The following is a 17424-nucleotide window of genomic DNA, read 5'->3' as shown; positions in this document are numbered from 1 at the left end:
TTGGCGAAACGACGGGGATCAGGGGGGACCATGGACACGGCACAGGGGCAGCGGCGGAGAGGGCCCGGCACCCTCACCGCCTTCGCCCGCTTCGTGCTCTGCGGCGGCGGGGTGGGACTCGCCTCCAGCTTCGCCGTGCCGGTCACCGCCTCCTGGATGCCCTGGATCCTGGCCAACGCCCTGATCACCGCGGCGTCCACACTCCTCGCCACCGAGTTGCACGCCCGCTTCACCTTCGGCGCGGGCCGGCACGCCAACCTGCGTCAGCACACGCAGTCGGCCGGGTCGGCGGTGGCCGCCTACGCGGTGACCTGCGCGGCGATGCTCGCCCTGCACCAACTGGTGGCGGCACCCGGCGCGACGCTCGAACAGGCCGTCTACCTCTCCGCCTCCGCACTCGCCGGTGTCGCGCGGTTCGCCGTACTGCGCCTCGTCGTCTTCGCGCGGCAGCACGCCAGGGCCGCGCCCGCCGACCACGCCGCCGCCGACCGCCTCACCGCCCTCCCGCGTCCGCGCCAGTCCGGCGGTCCGGCGGCGGTCGGCGCGGCGGCGCTCTGCCGCACCGCCTGAGCGGCCCCCAAGTAGCCCGGCCCGTCGCTCAGTCCGGCCGGCGCAGTCCCGCGATGAGGAGTGCGGCACTTCCCGGCGAGGACATGTCCGACGCCCGCGTCAAGGCCGGCGTGCTGCTCGCGCTGACCGGCCTCGGCGACGACCTGACCCCCTTCGCCGCCGAGCACTTCCCCTTCATGAGACCGTCGTTCGACACCATGGTCACACCAGCCCTGATCGTCGCCGCGGACAACGACCGGTCCCCCCTGTCGACGCGCGGACGGACTCCGCCTGGAAGGCGGCGGCGACGGCGCTGCAGGAGGACCCGGCCCCGCTGGGGAGGCTGCGGAGCGGGCAGGCACCGCTCGCGGTTGCTCACTCCGGTGCCCGGTCCGCCGCACCGGGGGCCACCAGCCAGGCCACGAGCGTGCGCCACTGATCGGGCCGGTCGGTGTCGCGTGGGCCGATGAGGTACACCTCCTCGACGAGATCGTGCGAGGCCATGCCCTTGCGGCGGGCGTACGAACCGGCGGCGGCGTACGCGAGGTCCAGGTCGTCGTGCGGGCCGGTGTGGGTGGTGACGGCGGCCCTCCGCTCGGGCAGGTACAGCTCCCGCACGGTCCCCCGCCCTCCTGGTGACAGCGGCGTGTCCGCGGGGAGATAGACGGTCGCGTGGCCGTGGCCCTCCGTGAAGAGGGTGTGCGCGTAGCGGCCTCCCGGCGGAAGCACGGGGCGCGGGCCGGCCACCGCCTCCAGCTCTCGCATCGCCGTGTCGTACCAGCTCAGATCCGCTCCGCGCGGGACGTCGAGGGACACGGCGAGGACCCGCTGGGCCGGCAGGACTTCCAGGCTCACGGTCCGCGCGGCCTGAGGGTCGAGCAGTTCGCGCAGCGCCTGCGCCGCCCGCTGGGTGCGGCCGAGCCGGTCCTCCAGCCGGCGCAGGTGAGCGGCGACGATCTCCTGCACGCTGCGGCCTGCGGCCTCCCCACCGGTGGACTCGGCCCGGAGGTAACTCCGCAGATCCGCCAGCGGGAGGTCGAGTTCCCGGAACCGCCGGATGGTCAGCGCCGGTCCGACCTGGTCGAGCGAGTAGTAGCGGTAGCCCGTGACCGGGTCCACCTCGGCGGGTACGAGGAGGTCCTGCTCGTGGTAGCGCCTCAGTGCCCGGATGCTGAGGTGGGTGATGCGGGAGAACTCCCCGATGGTCAGTCGCCGGTCCACGCCGTCCTCCTCGTCGCCGGTGTCCGGATCCGGTCGAGGGCCGGATCCGGACACGTCTTTCAGGTCGCGGGTTCGATGTCGAGCAGAGTGATCTTCCCCCGGGCATCGCGTTCGAAGGTGAAGCGCAGGGTGATCGGGCTGCCGGGGAAGTCCCCGGAGACATCGGCCACGGCCCGGCAGGCTCCGGCTGTGCCGGCGACCTCGCGCACGCCGTACGCCACCTCCGGGACCCCGTCGCGCCAGCGGCGCACGGCCGCGATGCCCCGGTGGCTCCGGCCGTCGTCGTGGACGACGGCGTCATCGGCGAAGAGGGCGGCGTAGCGCTCGTGATCGGCGTCCGCCGCCGCAGCGAAGTAGTCCGCGGCGAAGTCCTGTGCGTTCGTCATCTCTCACTCCTTCTGCTCAGAGGGTGCGGACGGTGCCGCCGTCGACCACGAGTTCGGTGCCGGTGACGGAACCGGCCCGGTCGCAGACCAGGAAGGCGATGGCCTCGGCCACCTCCTCCGGCTCGGCGGGCCGCCCCAGCGGGATGCCGCCGAGGACGCGCATGAGGTCCGCGAGCGCCGTCTCCCGGGTGATGCCGGCCTCACTCATCCGGCGGCTCAGCAGGCGCTCGGCCCCGTCGGTACGGATGAAGCCGGGGGCGACGGTGTTGACCCGGAGACCGGCGGGCGCCAGCTCGCCTGCCAGCCCTTTGCTGTACGTGGCCAGGGCGCTCTTGGCCGCGGCGTACGCCAGGGTCGATTCGTGCAGCGGCATACGGCGCTGGATGGACGTCACGTGCACGACCGCGCCCGTCCCGCGCCGCGCCATGGCCGGGATCAGTGCGCGGTCCAGCCGGACCGCGGACAGCAGGTTGAGCGCGAGCTCCTCCGCCCAGGTCTCGTCGTCGAGCGCCGCGTAGCCGCCGGCCGGGGCGCGGGATCCGCCCACCAGGTGCACCAGCACGTCCGGCGCGCCGACGAGCCGGGCCACCGTCCGGGCGGCCGAGGAGACGCCTTCGGGGGTACTGAGATCGGCCTGGACCGACCGGACGCCCGGCACGTCCACGGGCGTGCGGGCCAGGGCCACGACCCGGGCTCCTGCCGTGTGCAGCCGGCGTACCGTCGCCAGGCCGGTTCCCTTGCTGCCGCCCGCCACCACCGCGCTGCGACCTTCGAGTTCTGTGCTGTTCATGGACGCGACCGTGGACTCTCCCTCGGGGAGAGGGTCAAGGGGTCCGTGGTGTCATGCGATCCGGTCCAGGTCGGACATGTCGAGGACGAAGCGGTAGCGGACGTCGTTGCGCCGCAGGCGGTCGAGGGCCTCGTTCACGCGTGCCGACGGGAGTACCTCGACGTCGGCGGTGATGCCGTGCTCGCCGCAGAAGTCGAGCATGGCCCTGGTGGCGGGCGTACCGCCGCTGCCCGCTGAGCTGAGCTTCTTGCGTCCCACCAGCAGGTCGACGGTCTCGACGGTGACGGGTCCGAGGTATCCGAGCTGGCTGAGCGTCCCGTCCAGGGCGACCAGGCGCAGATAGGGGCCGAGGTCGTGCGGTGAGGAGATGGTAGACTGGTTGGTCTATTCAGCGTAGAACGCAAGCGGCCGCAAGGCAAACCAACTGTTCTGTCTGGTAGGGTGCATCCATGCCCGAGCAGCCCCTGACCTCCCGCGGAGCCGCGACCTACCAGCGCATCCTCGACGAGGCGACCCGGGAATTCGCCGAACACGGGATCGCCGGAGCGCGCATCGAGCGGATCGTGGCCGCCGCGCGCACCAACAAGGCGCAGCTGTACGCCTACTTCGGCAGCAAGGACGGCCTCTTCGACGCCATCTTCCTCGGCTCGCTGGAACGGATCGTGAACGTCGTGCCGATCGACGCCGGCGACCTCGCGGACTGGGCCGTCCGCCTCTACGACGAGTACCTGCGCCGGCCCGACCTGATCCGGCTGGCCACCTGGGCGCGCTTGGAGCGACGCCCGACCGGGCACCTGGTGGAGGACTCCGACCGTCTCGACGACGGCAAACTGCGCGCCATCGCCGAGGCCCAGGCCGCCGGACTGGTGCGCCAGGGCGATCCGTTCGACCTGATGGCCATGGTCATCGCCATGTCCATGGCCTGGTCCCCGGTCAGCAACGTCTACGCCGCCAGCGCACAGGAACCCGCCGAGGTGCACGAGCAGCGCCGCGCACTGCTCCGCGAGAGCGTCCGGCGCGCCATGGCCGCCGGCTGACCGACGCCGGCGTCAGCCGCCGGCCGCCCCGGGCGGTGACCTGCGGGCCCGGGAAGGGGAAGGGCCGCCTCGACCTCCCCAGGTGTCGCGGCCCTCCCCGTCCAGCGGCAAGCGGTTACCCCGTTCCGCCGGTCTCACACCTCGGGTCCCGCCCGGACGGGGGACCAGGACGAGGCCGCCTGGACGGAACCCACCGGTACGCCGGCGCGGTTCGGCGTGACGGGGGCGCACCGCCCCGCGCGCCGACCCGGCGGCAGCATCACCCCCACGGCTGCGGACGATCTCCCGCCGGGCCGGTGCGACCGCACGTGCCGACGCGGCGATCTCCCGTTCCGAGGAGTGGACGCAGGTTGGCGCCGGGCCGCGACTGCTGTAGAAATATGCCTCATGAATTCCGAGCTCTTGGTGCGACGCCTGGTCATCGACCTGTGCCGACGCCCGGGCTCGTGTTGTCGCTGAACCCGCTGCTCTGACGCATCCCGCCGTGTGGTGACGCCACCCGCACCGCGGTTCCCGCGCTCTTCTCCCACCTGCGCGTTCGTTCCTTGCCGTTCGGCATGACTCCCGCCCGGGGCCGGTCACCCCCTGCCCGCGCGCAGGGGGCGGCCGCTCACGCCCCGGCGCCCCTGGAGGACTCCTGGTGTCCACAACTCCCGTTCTTCGCAGCCCCGTCGACCCGCCCGAAGCGCCACCCGGACCCCGCCCACCGGCGCGGGGCGTATGGCTGCGGGTGCGCCCTGCCGCCCTGCCGCTGGGCTCGCTCCTGCTCTTCCTCGCCCTGTGGCAACTGCTCGCGGCGAGCGGGACGTGGAGCGAGACGCTCGTTCCCCGACCGGTCAGCGTGTGGGACGCGTTCGTCGACGTCTCGACCACCCACGACGGCACCCGGGGCTACAACGGCACCACACTCGTCGAGCACCTGGGCATCAGCCTGCGGCGCATCGCGCTGGGCGCCGGCATCGGCGTGATCGCCGGCGTGGTCTTCGGGCTGCTGATGGGCACCGTCGGCTGGACGCGCTCGCTGTTCGAACCCTGGATCACGTTCCTGCGCACCCTGCCGCCGCTGGCCTACTTCTCCCTGCTCATCATCTGGCTGGGCATCAACGAGGAGCCGAAGGTCACGCTGCTCGCCGTGGCCGCCTTCCCGCCCGTCGCGGTGTCCACCACCACGGCCGTCGCCGCCGTACCGAAGAACCTGGTGGAGGCCGCCCGTGCGCTCGGCGCCTCCCGCTGGGACGTGGTGCGGGACGTCGTCGTCCCGTCCGCCCTGCCGGAGACCCTCACCGGAGTCCGGCTCGCCGTGGGGGTGGCCTACTCCTCCCTGGTGGCCGCCGAGTTGGTCAACGGCCTGCCCGGGATCGGCGGCATGGTCAAGGACGCCGCCAACTACAACAACACGCCGGTGGTGCTCGTCGGCATCATCGCCATCGGTGTCTCCGGCCTGATCATCGACGGCTTGCTGCTGCGGCTCGAACGCGTGGCCGTCCCCTGGCGCGGCCACGCGTAGTCCCCCGCCCGCCTCCTTCCTGTCTGTCCCTCCGCACAGAAACGGCTCCACCATGTCCCCTGCCCCGCACGGCCCCTCCCGCCGGCTCCTCCTCGCCGGAGCCCTGGCCGCGGTGTCCGCGGCCGTCGCCGGCTGCTCCTCCGACGGTGCGGACGCGCCGTCCGGCGGCTCGAAACGACTGCGCATCGGCTACTTCGCCTTCCCCAGCGGCGACCTGCTCGTGAAACACAGAAAGCTGCTGGAGAAGGCGCTGCCGGACCACGAGATCACCTGGATCAAGTTCGACTCCGGCGCCGGGGTCAACCAGGCCTTCATCGGCAAGTCCCTCGACATCGCCGCGCTGGGCTCCAGCCCGTTCGCCCGCGGGGTGTCCGGCAGTTCACCCATCCCGTACAAGGTCGCGTGGATCCTCGACGTCGCGGGCGAGAACGAGGCGCTGGTGGCGCGCAAGGCCACCGGCATCACGGAGGTCGCCGGGCTGAAGGGGAAGAAGATAGCCACTCCCTTCGCCTCCACCTCGCACTACAGCCTGCTGGCGGCGCTGGAGTCGGCCGGCCTGGAGCCGTCGGACGTCGAACTCATCGACCTGCAGCCGCAGCCCATCCTCGCCGCCTGGCAACGGGGCGACATCGACGCCGCCTACGTCTGGCTGCCGACCCTGGACGAGCTGCGCGAGAGTGGCACCCAGCTCACCAGCAGCGAGGAGATCGGCGCCGCGGGCAAGCCGACCCTCGACCTGGCCGTCGTGTCGGACGACCTGATCGCCCGGGACCCCCAGGCGATCGACGCCTGGCGCAAGGCGCAGGCCGAGGCCCTGCGCCTGATCAAGTCCGACCCGGACGGCACGGTCGAGGCGGTCGCCGCCGAACTCGGCATTCCCGCGCCGGATGCCAGGGCGCAGCTCGCCCAGGGCGTGTTCCTCACCCCGGAGCAGGTGGTCTCCGCCGACTGGCTGGGCGCGGACGGCAGCCCGGGCAGGTTGCTCACCTACGTCGCCGACACCGCCGCCTTCCTGGCCGGCCAGAAGCAGATCGCCGCCGCGCCGTCCGAGGACGTCGTCCGCAAGGCGTTCTACCTCAAGGGGCTGCCCGATGTCCTCAAGTGAGACGACGGGGGCCGCCGTCGGGACGGACACCTCCGGCGCCGGGTCCGTCCGCCTCGACCACGTCACCCACCGGTACGGCAGGGGCGGCGAGACCTTCACCGCCGTGGGACCGGTCGATCTGACCGTACCGGCCGGGGAGTTCCTGGTTCTGGTGGGCGCCTCCGGCTGCGGCAAGAGCACGCTGCTGCGGCTGATGGCCGGTTTCGAGCGGCCCACGCACGGCTCCGTGCGGGTCTCCGGCGCCGAGCCGCGGCCCGGCGAGGCGGCGGGTGTGGTGTTCCAGACCCCGCGGCTGTTCCCGTGGCGGACCGTCCGGGGCAACATCGACCTCGCGCTGCGGTACGCGGGTGTGGACCGCGCCCGATGGCCGGAGTGGCGCGCGGAGTTGCTGGCCCGGGTCGGCCTGGAGGGCACCGAGAACAGGCGCGTCTGGGAGATCTCCGGCGGCCAGCAGCAACGCGTCGCCATCGCCCGGGCGCTCGCCGCCGAGAACCCGCTCCTGCTGCTGGACGAGCCGTTCGCGGCGCTGGACGCGCTGACCCGGGAGCGGCTCCAGGAGGACGTCCGCCGGGTGACCGAACGGACCGGGCGGACCGCGGTGTTCGTGACGCACTCGGCGGACGAGGCGGTGTTCCTCGGCACCCGCATCGTGGTGCTGACCAGGAGCCCCGGGACCGTGGCCCTGGACCTGCCGATCGCCCTGCCGCGCGGCGACGTCGACGGCGAGGAGCTGCGCGACTCGAAGGAGTTCACCGAGCTGCGCGCGCAGGTGTCCCACGCCGTCAAGGCCGCCGCGGCGGCCTGAATCCCGTATCACTCCTCAGGAAAGGACCTGCAAGTGAGCGTTATCAGCGAGCGGCCCGCCGTGGCCCGGCTGCCCCTGACCCGGCTCGGGCCCGGTTTCGGCGCCGAGATCGACGGCATCGAGCTCGGCCGCCTCGACGACGACCAGGTGCTGGCGCTGCGCGAGGCCCTGGTGGCGTACAAGGTGCTCTTCGTGCGGGGCCAGCAGGGCCTCGACGACGCCGCCCAGATCGAGTTCGGCAGGCGCCTGGGCGAGGTCACCGTCGGGCACCCGGTGCACGACTCCGGTGACGTGGCGCCCGAGGTGTACTCCCTGGACAGCCAGGACAACGGATTCGCCGACGTGTGGCACACGGACGTGACGTTCGTCCGGCGGCCGCCGGCGATCTCCGTCCTGCGGGCGGTGGTGCTGCCGCCCTACGGCGGCGACACCAACTGGGCCGACAGCCAGCTCGCCTACGAGTCGCTGTCACCGGGCCTGCGGGACTACGTCGACACGCTGACCGCCGTCCACGACGGCAGTCGCGAGTTCGGCTACTACCTCGCCCAGCGCCGTCAGGGCCGGGGCAACCTGTGGGAGGGCGAGGTGTTCACCGCTCTGGAGCCGGTGGAGCACCCGGTGGTGCGGGTGCACCCGGAGAGCGGCCGCAAGGGCCTGTTCGTGAACCCCGGGTTCACCTCGCACATCGTCGGTGTCTCGGAACACGAGAGCCGGGGCATCCTCGACATCCTGTACGCCCACCTCACCAAGCCCGAGCACGTGGTGCGGCACCGCTGGCGGCCGGGTGATGTCGCTCTGTGGGACAACCGCAGCACGGCCCACTACGCCAACCGCGACTACGGCGACCAGCATCGCGTCATGCACCGCATCACGCTGCGCGGGGACACTCCGGTGGGTCCCGCGGGTCCGGCCCGCTGACCGGGCGCCGGCAGGGCGCGGGTCAGGTGTCGCCCGGGTGACGTCACGCGGCACGGGCGGGCTGTCCGCCCGTGCCGCGTGCGCGCCTACCGTTGCGGACCGCCGCTCTGGCCGCGTGCTTCCTCCGCCGTGGTCTGTGCGGACCGGCGGGCCTGGTCGGTGACCTGGCCGGCTTGCTCGGCGGCCTGGTCCTTGGTGGCGCGGGCGGCTTCGGAGGCGGTGTCCTTGACCTCCTGGACGGCCTGGCGGCCGGCCTGGGTGGCGTCCTCCTTCAGCTGCTGCGCCGACTCCAGCGCGGCCTGCTTCACGGGCTCGACGGCCTGGCCGGCCCGGCCCGCCGCCTGCTCCTCGGCCCGCGAGGTGGGCAGCAGCGAGGCGGTCAGCAGTCCCGCGCCGAAGGCGATCAGGCCCGCCGCGAGCGGGTTGCCCTGGGTCTGCCGCATCGCCTGCTCCGGGGCCTGCCGCACGGCCTCACCCGCCTGTCCCGCGGCCTCCCGAGCGGTGTCGGTGACCTTTCCGGCGGCCTGGCCGGCGGTGTCCTGCACCGACCGGGCGGCCTGCTGGGTGCGGTCGGCGGTCTGTCCGGTGAACTCCGAGGCGCTGCCCATGACCCGCTCCCTGACGCCGTGCAGCGCGCCGCGGGCGCGCCGGGTGCGGCGCCGTACGATCTGGCGCGGGCGCGCGCGGTCGGCCAGCCGGGAGACGTCCTCGGACAGCCTCTCCCGTGTGGACTCGATGTCGGCCCTTATCCGGTCGGGTGCCGTGCCCATCGCATGTCCTCCTTCAGCGTTTCCATGGTCTGTTCCGGCTTGGGCGACACCGTGCGCATGCGCGCACGGCCCCGGCTGTAGAGGATCACGCCGATCACCGCCCACAGCGCGGTGACGATCAGCGCGGCCCAGGCCAGGTCCATCACGTTGGCCAGGCCGAACATCGCCGCCAGCGTCAGCAGGAGGGCCACCATGTAACCGGCGAAACCGGCCCCGCCGAACATCCCGGCGGCCTTGCCCGCCTTCGCGGCCTCTTCGCGGATCTCGGCCTTGGCCAGTTCCGCCTCCTGGTGGAGCAACTGCTGCACGTCCGACGTCACGGTCGCCAGCAGCTCCCCCATCGAGGCGTCCTCCTGCCCGCGGTGCTTGGCGGCTTGTGTTTGCGAGGTATGGGGCGTGAGCGACGACATCTCATGCCTCCCGGTATCCCGGCGGTACCGCCGGTGCCGGCGGCGTCGGCGGCACCGGCGGCGGCACCGGCGGCGCCGCGTCCTCGGGCACGCTCCCCGGTCCGGGCGGGTCCGTCCGCGCGGACGGGTCCGGGCCGGAACCACTCGCCCCGCTCGCCTTGCCGCCGGCCTTGGCAAGCCGCCCGACGGCGAACCCGGCCAGTACCGCGCCGCCGAGGAAAACTCCGGGGCGCCGGCGGGCGAAGTCCTCCAGGTCACCGACCAGGCCGCCGACTCCGTGCGAGTCCAGGTAGTCGGCGGCGCGATGCCCACGGTCCGCCGCCTGGGCCACGAGGCTCTTGGCTGGTGAGTCCGATGCGGCTCCGTCCGCGAGGCCGGACAGGTCGTCCGCCCACTGCCGCATCACCTGTGCTCCCCGCCGCGCCTGGTTCTCCGCCTCCTCGCCGACCCGCGTCCGCAGGTCGCCGGCCATGGCTCCGGCCTGGGCCCTGGCCTCGCCGGTGACAGCTCTGACCTGCTCGGCGGCCGTTCCGGCGACCTCGCTCGCGCCCTGCCGGGCCTGACCGGCCGTGGCCGACGCCTCCTGTTTCGCCGTCTGCCCCGCCTGCTGAGCCCGCTCGGTGCTCACCTTCGCCATTTCGCTCATGGGTCCTCTCCCTCAGGCACCGCCCGTGGATCTGCTCCGGCGTCCGTTCCGCAACGCACCCTCCTCGGTTAACCACACACATCACGCCAAAACGGTCGTGAACGGGATTTTTCCTCCCTGCGTCAGTGGCTGCGGCCGGCCGCGTCCCCTGACGGTGCCAGGAGGCGTCCCGCGTGGCGCAGGACGTACCGGGCGACGTCCTTGCCGAGCGTGATGCCGGCCTCGTCCGCCGAGCGGGTGTGGATGCCCGCAAGGACACGGGCGTCCACGTTCTCGTCCGACAGCTGCCGCCACGCCGTGTACGTCCTGATCACCCCGGGAGCGGTGGGGCTCGTCAGGTCGAACGGGGCGGTCCGCGGGCCCACGAGCGCCGACAGCACGGTCTCCGCCGCGCCCGAGTAGGTGTTGTGGCCGCTCGGGTGGTCCGGATGCGCCGGGGTGGCGTGCAGCGGCGTCCAGTCCGGGTCGGGATCGATGGCGCCGGTGCGGATGGCCGTCACGGGACGCCAGCGCTCATAGGCGTACTTGCTGTCGGCGGTGGCGATCTGCGTGTCCACCAGGGCCACGTGGAAGAGCGCCACCAGCCGCGCCTGTCCGGCCGGCCCCTGGCCGCTGCGGGCGAGGGCCACGCGCAGCGGCTCGGTGTACAGGGTGAGGGAGGAGCCGAGCCAGAAGGTGGCCGTCTCGGTCTGGTGGGCGCTGCGTGCGGTGCTGTCCACGCCGCCGTACGCCCGTACCTCCGCGAGGTCGGCGGCGTAGCGCGCGGAGGCCAGCGCGGGGGGCGGGCCGAGCCGGAACTGGTCCTGGGAGGTGAGGACGAACGGGTCGGCGAGGCGGTTGCCGTACTGCGCCGCCGCAGCGTGGGCGGGTGGCGTCGGCTGCCACACGCCGGGCGCCGCCGGCCGTACGGGATAGGGAGCGTTGACCGAGCCGGGGTCGAGGCCGTCGCCCTGCCGCGACGCCAGGAGGAGGTCCGCCTGCCGCTCGCCCGCCGCGACGCCGCGCCGCTCCGCAGGACCGTCGGGCACGGCGTCGAGTGTCTTCTCGTACGTCGCGTCGAGCTGTTGGGTCCGACTCGGTACGAGGGTGACCAGCGCCCGGTGCACGGCCGCGGCCAGTGCCGCCTCCTGGTAGGGACCACGCTCCACGCCCGTGGGCACGCTTCGGGCCGCCCGGGCAGCGGCAAGCCAACCGATCGCCCAGGTACGGCTGTTGGTGACCTGGGTGGGCGCCCCGGCGGCCGCGATGGTCTCGGCTGCCGCGTCGTACCACGTGAGCACGGTGGTGTTGCGGTCGGCCGCGGCGGCCCTCGGCACGGCGACGGACGCGGCCAGCAGTACCGCCGCGCCCAGGGCGACGGCGGCGGGGCGGGTTCTGTACGGGCTCACGCGTTCTCCTTCGGTTCGGGTGATGCCGTGGGGGGTGAGGCGTTCACGGACGTCCCGCGCCGGTGAACGGCACCTGCGCGGCGGGGGCCGCCGGCCGGCCGGAGGGGTGCTGCCACAGCCCCCGGGCCTGCAGCCTGGGCAGGACGCCCTCGCCGAACCAGTACGCCTCCTCCAGATGCGGGTAGCCGGAGAGCACGAACTCCTCGATGCCCAGGGCGGCGTACTCCTGGATCCTTTCGGCGACCTCGTCGTGGCTGCCGACCAGGGCCGTGCCCGCGCCGCCGCGCACCAGGCCGATGCCGGCCCACAGGTTGGGGTGGATCTCCAGGCCCTCGCGGCTGCCGCAGCCGTGCAGGGCGAGCATGCGCCGCTGCCCCTCGGACTCGCTGCGGGCGAGGCCCGCCTGGACCGCCGCCACGGTCTCCGCGTCGAAGCCGGCCAGGAGCCGGTCCGCCTCCGCCCAGGCCTGCTTCGAGGTGTCCCGGGTGATGACGTGCAGCCGGATGCCGAAGCGGAGGGTGCGGCCCTCCCGGGCTGCCAGCGTCCGTATCCAGGCGATCTTCTCGGCGACCTGCGCGGGCGGCTCGCCCCAGGTGAGGTACACGTCGGCGTGGCGCGCGGCGACCTCTCCGGCGATCGGTGAGGAGCCGCCGAAGTACACCTGGGGCACGGGGTCGGGCACCCGCGCCAGGCGCGCGTCCTCGACCTGCAGGTGCTCGCCGTGCAGGTCCACGCTCTTGCCGGCCCACAACTCGCGGACGACCTGGAGGAACTCGCCGGTGCGGCGGTAGCGGGCGTCCTTGTCGAGGAAGTCGCCGTAGGCGCGCTGCTCTTGGCTCTCGCCGCCGGTGACGACGTTGAGCAGCAGGCGTCCGCCCGTCTGGCGCTGGAAGGTGGAGGCCATCTGCGCGGCGAGCGTCGGCGAGACGAAACCGGGCCGGAAGGCGACGAGGAACTTCAGCCGCTCGGTCCGCTGGCTGACCATGGCCGTGGTCAGCCACGCGTCCTCGCACCAGGCGCCGGTCGGGGTGAGGGCGCCGACGAAGCCGAGATCCTCGGCGGCGCGGGCGATCTGGCTCAAGTAGCCGACCGTCGGCGGCCGGTCGCGGCCGGTCTCAGTCGCCGGGGTGCCGTGGCCGCCGCCGACGACATGGCGGCTGTCGCCGTTGGTGGGCAGGAACCAGTGGAAGGTGAGGGACACGCGGGGCTCCGATCGGGTGCGCTGGGAGGGGTGTTCGTCACAGAAGTCCGTGCCGGGGCGGCCTGGTGCCGTTCAGCACGTAGCGGCCGATGTGCTGGACCTTCCAGCGGGCCGGGTCGTGCAGGGAGTGGGTGCGAGCGTCCCGCCAATGGCGGTGCAGGCGCAGGGAGTCGAGTGCCGAGCGGGTCCCGGCGACCTCGAAGAGCGCGCTGCCGAGCTCCACGGCCGCCTCCGCGCCGGCCACCTTGGCGGTGGCCACGGCGACGGAGGCCGCGGCGGCCGAGTCGTCGGTCAGGTCGGCGCGCGCGGCGTCGACCGCGCGGGCCGCCTCGCGGAGCAACGCCTCGGCTGCCCGGACCCGGATGGCCAGTTCACCGAACCGCTGGATCAGCAGGGGGTCCTCCGCCGCGGTGGCGTGCCCCTCGTCGACGCCCTCGAACCAGGGGCGGCTCTTGGCACGGACGAACTCCACCGCCTCGGCCAGCGCCCCGGCGGCGATCCCGGTGTCGATGGCCGCGTGCAGCAACTGGGCGACAGCGCCATGCAGTTGGGGCCCATGGAAGGTGAGGTGGTGCGGGACGACCCGGTCGGCGGGGACGGGCACCGACTCCAGGCGGACGGTGCCGCTGGCGGTGGTGCGCTGCCCCATGCCGTCCCAGTCGTCGATCACCGTGAGCCCCGGGGCGTCCCGCGGCACGTACGCCACGTGCAGGGTGTCGTCCCCGGCGCGGGCGAGGACGGGAATCCAGTCGGCGAACAGGGCACCGGTGGAGTAGTGCTTGACGCCGTCGAGGACGTACGAGCCGTCCGGCCGCGGCGCGAGCCGGGTGCGCAGGTCCTGCACGTGCCGGGTGCCCGCCTCGGACTGGGCGTTGCCGAACCGCTTGCCCGCCAGCACCTCGCCGAAGAAGAACCTCTGCTGCGCGGGCGTCCCCTGCCGGCGCAGCACGTTGACGTACACGAAGTGGCTCTGTGGGATCTGGGCGAGGCTGGCGTCGGCGGTGGCCAGCAGCCGGAAGATCTCGGCGAGTGTGCCCGCGCCGACGTCCGCGCCGCCGAACCCGGCCGGGACCGACACGGCGAGCAGCCCGGAGGCCGACAGGCGCGCCACCTCCGCGTGCGGCAGCCGGCGGTGGGCGTCCCGCTCGGCGGCGCCCTTGCGGAACTCGGCGGCGAGGGCGGCGGCGACCGCGAGGGCCTCCCCGTCGTCGGCGATCACGTGTGCGGTGCTCATCCGGTGGCCGCCAGGTGTGTCGTGCGTCCGCCCAGGGCGGCGGAGAACTGGTCCGTGACCTGGGCCAGGGCCTCCGCCGAGCCGGGCGCGACGGTCAGGGTGCCGTCGTCACCGGCCGTGATGTCCTTGTCGAGGGTGAACCAGCCCGGGACGATGTGCGTGGCGCCCATGGAGCTGAGCACGGGGCGCAGCGCGTAGTCGATGGCCAGGACGTGCGCGACGGAGCCGCCGGTGGCCAGCGGGAGGATCGTCTTGCCGGCCAGCGCGTACTGCGGGAGCAGGTCGAGCAGGGACTTCAGCAGCCCGGAGTAGGCGGCCTTGTAGACGGGGGTGCCGACCACGACCCCGTCCGCCCGCTCGACCAGCGCCGTGGCCTGGACGATGGCCGGGTGCCGGAAGTCCGCCCCGAGCAGGGCCTCGGCGGGCAGGTCGCGGACGTCGAAGGGGATCACCTCGTGTCCCTGCGCGGTGAGCCGCTGGTCCAGGTGGCGCAGGAGGCGTGCGGTGCGGGAGGTGGCGGAGGGGCTGCCGGAGACGGACAGGATCGTGGCCATGGGGGGGACCTTTCAGGAGTACCAGGTGGGCTGCGGCAGTTCGCCGGTCAGGACGTGGCGGCCGACCTCGCGGCGCTTGTACGCGACGGGGTCGTGCAGGGTGTGCGTGCGCACGTTCCGCCAGAAGCGGTCGAGGCCTTCCGCGGAGGCGGTGGCGCGGGCGCCGGTGACCTCGAAGATGCGGCTGGTGATCTCCAGGGCGACGTCGGTGGCGCGGGCCTTGACCGCGGCCACCCGCACCTCGAACTCGCCGCGGGCCTGCTCGGTGACCGCGTCGGGGTCGTCGTGCAGCTTCTGACCCTCGGCGGCCACGGCGTCGGCCAGTGCCTCGACGGCCCACAGCTTGGCGGTGAGGTCGCCGTAGGTGTCGATGACGTAGGGCTCGTCGACGGCGCGGTCGTGGCCGCCGTGCAGCCAGGGGCGGGACTTGGCGCGGGTGTAGGTGGCGGCGGTCTCCAGGGCGCCGGCCGCGATGCCGAGGTAGAAGCTGACGAAGACGAGCTGGATGGTCGGCACGTTGAGCGTGTTGTACACGCGGGGCCGGAACTGCTTGTCCACGTAGCCGGCGGCGGCCGACCAGGGAACGCGGACGGCGTCGAGGGTGACGCCGCCGCTCTCGGTGAGACGCTGACCGATGTTGTCCCAGTCGTCATGGAAGGTGAGGCCCTCGCTGTCGGAGGGGACGATGGCGAAGACGTGGTCGTCGGTGCCCTCCAGGACACCTTCGAGCACGGTGACGTCGGAGACCTTGCTGCCGGTGGAGAAGGTCTTGCGGCCGGTGAAGGTGAGGGTGTCGCCCTCGTCGCGGACGACCACGTCGGCGTCGCGCGGGTTGACGGCGCCGCCGAAGAACCAGCGGTTGCGGGCGGCTTCGGCCTCCACGTGCTCCCACTGCTCGCGGGTGCCGACCAGGCGGGCGGCCCAGTTCCACAGGTAGTGGTAGCCGAGCAGCTGGCCGATGGAGCCGTCCGCCCTGGCGACCTCGCGGACGACACGGTAGGCGGTGGGCCAGTCCTGGCCCCCTCCCCCGTGCTCGACGGGGCCGAGCAGGGTGACCAGGCCGGAGTCCTTCAGCAGGCGGACCTCCTCGTAGGGGGTGGCGGCGGCCTTGTCGCGGGCTGCCGCGTCGGTGGCCAGGACGGCGGCGACCTCCGCGGCGCGGGCGATCCAGCCCTCGGCGTCCTTGGGGAGGGGTGCGCTCTGCCAGTCGGTGCGGGCGACGGTGCTCATGGGGCGGTGTCCTCTCGTGGGGGGGCGGTCAGGCGTGTGCGGCGGCGGTCGGCTCGAACTCGGTTCGCTGCGCCTCCAGTTCGCGCACCAGGGGCAGCACCCGCTTGCCGAAGTACTCGACCTCCTCCAGGTAGTGCAGGAAGCCGAGGAGGAAGAGGTCGACGCCGAGCCGCTTGTAGGCGACGATCCGCTCGGCGATCTGCTCGGGCGTGCCGATCAGGCCGGTCCGGAAGCCGTCGTTGTACTGGACGAGGTCCTCGAAGGTGGAGTCCTGCCACATGCCCTTGCCGTCGGCGGTGGACTGCCCGGCCTGGCGGACGGCGTCGCGGAAGCCGTGGACGGCGGGGGTGTCGGCCTTGGCGACGATCTCGCGGAGCGTCTCGCGGGCCTCGGCCTCGGTGTCACGGGCGATGAGGAAGCCGTTGAGGCCGAACTTCGGTGCCGTGCGGCCCGCTTGTGCGGCGGAGGCACGGACGTCGGTGATCTGCTCGGTGACGCCGTCGAAGTCCTTGCCGTTGCTGAAGTACCAGTCGGAGACGCGGCCGGCCATGGCGCGGGCGGCGGTGGAGTTGCCGCCCTGGAAGATCTCCGGGTGCGGACGCTGGGGGGTGTTGAGCGGCTTGGGCTTGAGGGAGAAGTCACGCAACCGGTAGAAGTCGCCGGAGAGTTCGGCGTGGTCCTCGGTCCAGATGCGACGCAGGGCGGTGATGAACTCCTCGGCGCGGCGGTAGCGCTCGTCGTGCTCCAGCCAGGGCTCGCCGAGGGCCGTGAACTCGCCCTTGAACCAGCCGCTGACGACGTTGACGGCGAAGCGTCCGCCCGACAGGTGGTCGGCGGTGGCGCCGAGCTTGGCGAGGACGCCCGGGTGCCACAGCCCCGGGTGGACGGCGGCGATGACCTTGAGCCGCTGGGTGGCGAGCAGCAGGGCGAGGCTGAAGCTGGTCGACTCGTGCTGGTACTCGGCGCCGTAGCTGGCCATGTAGCGGACCTGGCTGAGGGCGTAGTCGAAGCCGTTGTTCTCGGCGAGCACGGCCAGTTCGCGGTTGTAGTCGTAGCCCCAGTCGGTGCGCTGCTCGACGGTGCTGGTGACCAGGCCACCGCTGACGTTCGGCACCCAGTAGGCGAAGCGGACGGGGTCGGTTGCGGGGAATTCGGGCATGGGAAAACTCCTGGCCGGCGAATGCTGCGCGAAAGCGTGATGAGGGACTTCCGGAATTCAGGCGCGGGGAGGCGGAGTCGGCGGGAAAGCCGCCGTCACAGGGGAATGCGGCCGGCACGGGAATTCACGGAAGGGAGGGACGGGAGGCGCGGATGCGAGGGTTTCCCTCGGTGCGCTCAGGCCCGACAGCGACAGCGGGAACTGCAGACACGCGCGAGGTCGACGTGGCGTCGCCGCGTGAGATCCTGTCGCTTCATGTCCTCGATCAAAGCAGCGCGACGGGCGGCCGGTCAAGAATGCCCGGCCTGATTTCACATGCTGGGCGCAGGTATTCACGAGGTTGTGACAGAGATTCCCTTGGAGCTCGAATACATCGCCGCCGTCACCCGGCTGGGATGAGGGGCGGGAGTTGCTGCCCCTGGTCATCCCGACCGTGCGGGAGTGCCGCTCCCCGCACCCGCTGGACGCAGGTGAGGTCGGTGGGCGCGCAGCAGGCCGGGATCCACCACGGGCT

The 17424-nt window shown here is 73.0% G+C and carries 18 protein-coding genes and 2 pseudogenes; 7 read left to right on the top strand and 13 right to left on the bottom strand.

The window, feature by feature from the left end; all coding sequences use genetic code 11:
* Positions 1-30: 30 nt before the first annotated feature.
* Both ABTZ58_RS08380 and ABTZ58_RS40135 read left to right on the top strand, forming a co-directional pair.
* Positions 31-570 (top strand): GtrA domain-containing protein, encoded by a 540-nt coding sequence (locus ABTZ58_RS08380; RefSeq protein WP_351352035.1) that lies wholly within the window; start codon positions 31-33, stop codon positions 568-570.
* A 68-nt stretch (positions 571-638) separates the two neighbouring features.
* A pseudogene (locus ABTZ58_RS40135) lies at positions 639-830 on the top strand (chlorophyllase); the annotation flags it as partial.
* A gap of 94 nt (positions 831-924) precedes the next feature.
* Here the strand turns inward: ABTZ58_RS40135 and ABTZ58_RS08370 are convergent.
* The 4 genes and pseudogenes from ABTZ58_RS08370 to ABTZ58_RS08355 form a co-directional block, all read right to left on the bottom strand.
* Positions 925-1770, bottom strand: coding sequence for a MerR family transcriptional regulator (locus tag ABTZ58_RS08370; RefSeq protein ID WP_351352033.1), 846 nt, complete (start codon positions 1768-1770; stop codon positions 925-927).
* Between the two features lie 59 nt (positions 1771-1829).
* Positions 1830-2156, bottom strand: a complete 327-nt coding sequence (locus ABTZ58_RS08365) for a nuclear transport factor 2 family protein (protein WP_351352030.1) — start codon at positions 2154-2156, stop codon at positions 1830-1832.
* Positions 2157-2172: 16 nt separating this feature from the next.
* Positions 2173-2946 carry an SDR family oxidoreductase gene (locus ABTZ58_RS08360; RefSeq protein ID WP_351352027.1) on the bottom strand — a complete coding sequence of 258 codons (774 nt, stop codon included), beginning with the start codon at positions 2944-2946 and terminating at the stop codon, positions 2173-2175.
* Between the two features lie 51 nt (positions 2947-2997).
* Positions 2998-3318 (bottom strand): annotated as a pseudogene (locus tag ABTZ58_RS08355) (NAD(P)-dependent alcohol dehydrogenase); the annotation flags it as partial.
* Between the two features lie 77 nt (positions 3319-3395).
* Here ABTZ58_RS08355 and ABTZ58_RS08350 point away from each other — a divergent pair.
* The 5 genes from ABTZ58_RS08350 to ABTZ58_RS08330 all read left to right on the top strand — a co-directional run bounded on the left by ABTZ58_RS08350 (position 3396) and on the right by ABTZ58_RS08330 (position 8318).
* Complete coding sequence (locus ABTZ58_RS08350; protein WP_351352024.1) at positions 3396-3983, top strand: TetR/AcrR family transcriptional regulator; 588 nt, start codon at positions 3396-3398, stop codon at positions 3981-3983.
* A gap of 637 nt (positions 3984-4620) precedes the next feature.
* Positions 4621-5490 carry an ABC transporter permease gene (locus ABTZ58_RS08345; RefSeq protein ID WP_502996037.1) on the top strand — a complete coding sequence of 290 codons (870 nt, stop codon included), beginning with the start codon at positions 4621-4623 and terminating at the stop codon, positions 5488-5490.
* A gap of 52 nt (positions 5491-5542) precedes the next feature.
* A complete protein-coding gene (locus ABTZ58_RS08340) occupies positions 5543-6595 on the top strand; it encodes a taurine ABC transporter substrate-binding protein (protein ID WP_351352021.1) in 1053 nt (350 codons plus the stop codon).
* The gene (locus tag ABTZ58_RS08335; RefSeq protein ID WP_351352019.1) at positions 6582-7400 is read left to right on the top strand and encodes an ABC transporter ATP-binding protein; all 819 of its coding nucleotides are present in this window, start codon (positions 6582-6584) and stop codon (positions 7398-7400) included. Before ABTZ58_RS08340 ends, ABTZ58_RS08335 begins: the two co-directional genes overlap by 14 nt.
* A 33-nt stretch (positions 7401-7433) precedes the next feature.
* Positions 7434-8318, top strand: a complete 885-nt coding sequence (locus ABTZ58_RS08330; RefSeq protein WP_351352016.1) for a TauD/TfdA dioxygenase family protein — start codon at positions 7434-7436, stop codon at positions 8316-8318.
* Between the two features lie 86 nt (positions 8319-8404).
* Here the strand turns inward: ABTZ58_RS08330 and ABTZ58_RS08325 are convergent, their stop codons facing one another.
* From ABTZ58_RS08325 to sfnG, 9 genes are all read right to left on the bottom strand, one after another.
* Positions 8405-9088 carry a DUF3618 domain-containing protein gene (locus ABTZ58_RS08325; RefSeq protein WP_351352013.1) on the bottom strand — a complete coding sequence of 228 codons (684 nt, stop codon included), beginning with the start codon at positions 9086-9088 and terminating at the stop codon, positions 8405-8407.
* A complete protein-coding gene (locus ABTZ58_RS08320) occupies positions 9064-9498 on the bottom strand; it encodes a phage holin family protein (RefSeq protein ID WP_351352010.1) in 435 nt (144 codons plus the stop codon). Before ABTZ58_RS08320 ends, ABTZ58_RS08325 begins: the two co-directional genes overlap by 25 nt.
* Before the next feature lies 1 nt (position 9499).
* Positions 9500-10144: a hypothetical protein gene (locus tag ABTZ58_RS08315; RefSeq protein WP_351352007.1), complete on the bottom strand. Its 645-nt coding sequence runs from the start codon at positions 10142-10144 to the stop codon at positions 9500-9502.
* A 122-nt stretch (positions 10145-10266) separates the two neighbouring features.
* Complete coding sequence (locus tag ABTZ58_RS08310) at positions 10267-11532, bottom strand: vanadium-dependent haloperoxidase (RefSeq protein ID WP_351352004.1); 1266 nt, start codon at positions 11530-11532, stop codon at positions 10267-10269.
* 43 nt (positions 11533-11575) lie between these two features.
* A complete protein-coding gene (locus ABTZ58_RS08305) occupies positions 11576-12733 on the bottom strand; it encodes an LLM class flavin-dependent oxidoreductase (protein ID WP_351352001.1) in 1158 nt (385 codons plus the stop codon).
* A 37-nt stretch (positions 12734-12770) separates the two neighbouring features.
* Positions 12771-13967, bottom strand: coding sequence for an SfnB family sulfur acquisition oxidoreductase (locus ABTZ58_RS08300; RefSeq protein ID WP_351351998.1), 1197 nt, complete (start codon positions 13965-13967; stop codon positions 12771-12773).
* Complete coding sequence (gene ssuE / locus ABTZ58_RS08295) at positions 13964-14521, bottom strand: NADPH-dependent FMN reductase (protein ID WP_351351995.1); 558 nt, start codon at positions 14519-14521, stop codon at positions 13964-13966. The genes ABTZ58_RS08300 and ssuE overlap by 4 nt, the downstream gene beginning before the upstream one ends.
* A 12-nt stretch (positions 14522-14533) precedes the next feature.
* The gene (locus ABTZ58_RS08290) at positions 14534-15751 is read right to left on the bottom strand and encodes an acyl-CoA dehydrogenase family protein (protein WP_351351992.1); all 1218 of its coding nucleotides are present in this window, start codon (positions 15749-15751) and stop codon (positions 14534-14536) included.
* Positions 15752-15779: 28 nt separating this feature from the next.
* Positions 15780-16910: a dimethylsulfone monooxygenase SfnG gene (sfnG, locus tag ABTZ58_RS08285; protein ID WP_351351989.1), complete on the bottom strand. Its 1131-nt coding sequence runs from the start codon at positions 16908-16910 to the stop codon at positions 15780-15782.
* Positions 16911-17424: the final 514 nt, after the last annotated feature.

Source organism: Streptomyces sp. NPDC094143, assembly GCF_040303825.1.
Classification (GTDB): domain Bacteria; phylum Actinomycetota; class Actinomycetes; order Streptomycetales; family Streptomycetaceae; genus Streptomyces.
This window is presented reverse-complemented; position numbering and strand designations above follow the sequence as displayed.

What these genes read in the sequence shown, in the direction of transcription:
- ABTZ58_RS08290 (WP_351351992.1), bottom strand. Translation starts at nt 15,751, where the DNA reads ATGAGCACCGTCGCCCGCACCGACTGGCAGAGCGCACCCCTCCCCAAG.
- ABTZ58_RS08340 (WP_351352021.1), top strand. Translation starts at nt 5,543, where the DNA reads ATGTCCCCTGCCCCGCACGGCCCCTCCCGCCGGCTCCTCCTCGCCGGA.
- ABTZ58_RS08350 (WP_351352024.1), top strand. Translation starts at nt 3,396, where the DNA reads ATGCCCGAGCAGCCCCTGACCTCCCGCGGAGCCGCGACCTACCAGCGC.
- ABTZ58_RS08360 (WP_351352027.1), bottom strand. Translation starts at nt 2,946, where the DNA reads ATGAACAGCACAGAACTCGAAGGTCGCAGCGCGGTGGTGGCGGGCGGC.
- sfnG (WP_351351989.1), bottom strand. Translation starts at nt 16,910, where the DNA reads ATGCCCGAATTCCCCGCAACCGACCCCGTCCGCTTCGCCTACTGGGTG.
- ABTZ58_RS08300 (WP_351351998.1), bottom strand. Translation starts at nt 13,967, where the DNA reads ATGAGCACCGCACACGTGATCGCCGACGACGGGGAGGCCCTCGCGGTC.
- ABTZ58_RS08325 (WP_351352013.1), bottom strand. Translation starts at nt 9,088, where the DNA reads ATGGGCACGGCACCCGACCGGATAAGGGCCGACATCGAGTCCACACGG.
- ABTZ58_RS08320 (WP_351352010.1), bottom strand. Translation starts at nt 9,498, where the DNA reads ATGTCGTCGCTCACGCCCCATACCTCGCAAACACAAGCCGCCAAGCAC.
- ABTZ58_RS08335 (WP_351352019.1), top strand. Translation starts at nt 6,582, where the DNA reads ATGTCCTCAAGTGAGACGACGGGGGCCGCCGTCGGGACGGACACCTCC.
- ABTZ58_RS08315 (WP_351352007.1), bottom strand. Translation starts at nt 10,144, where the DNA reads ATGAGCGAAATGGCGAAGGTGAGCACCGAGCGGGCTCAGCAGGCGGGG.
- ABTZ58_RS08380 (WP_351352035.1), top strand. Translation starts at nt 31, where the DNA reads ATGGACACGGCACAGGGGCAGCGGCGGAGAGGGCCCGGCACCCTCACC.
- ABTZ58_RS08365 (WP_351352030.1), bottom strand. Translation starts at nt 2,156, where the DNA reads ATGACGAACGCACAGGACTTCGCCGCGGACTACTTCGCTGCGGCGGCG.
- ssuE (WP_351351995.1), bottom strand. Translation starts at nt 14,521, where the DNA reads ATGGCCACGATCCTGTCCGTCTCCGGCAGCCCCTCCGCCACCTCCCGC.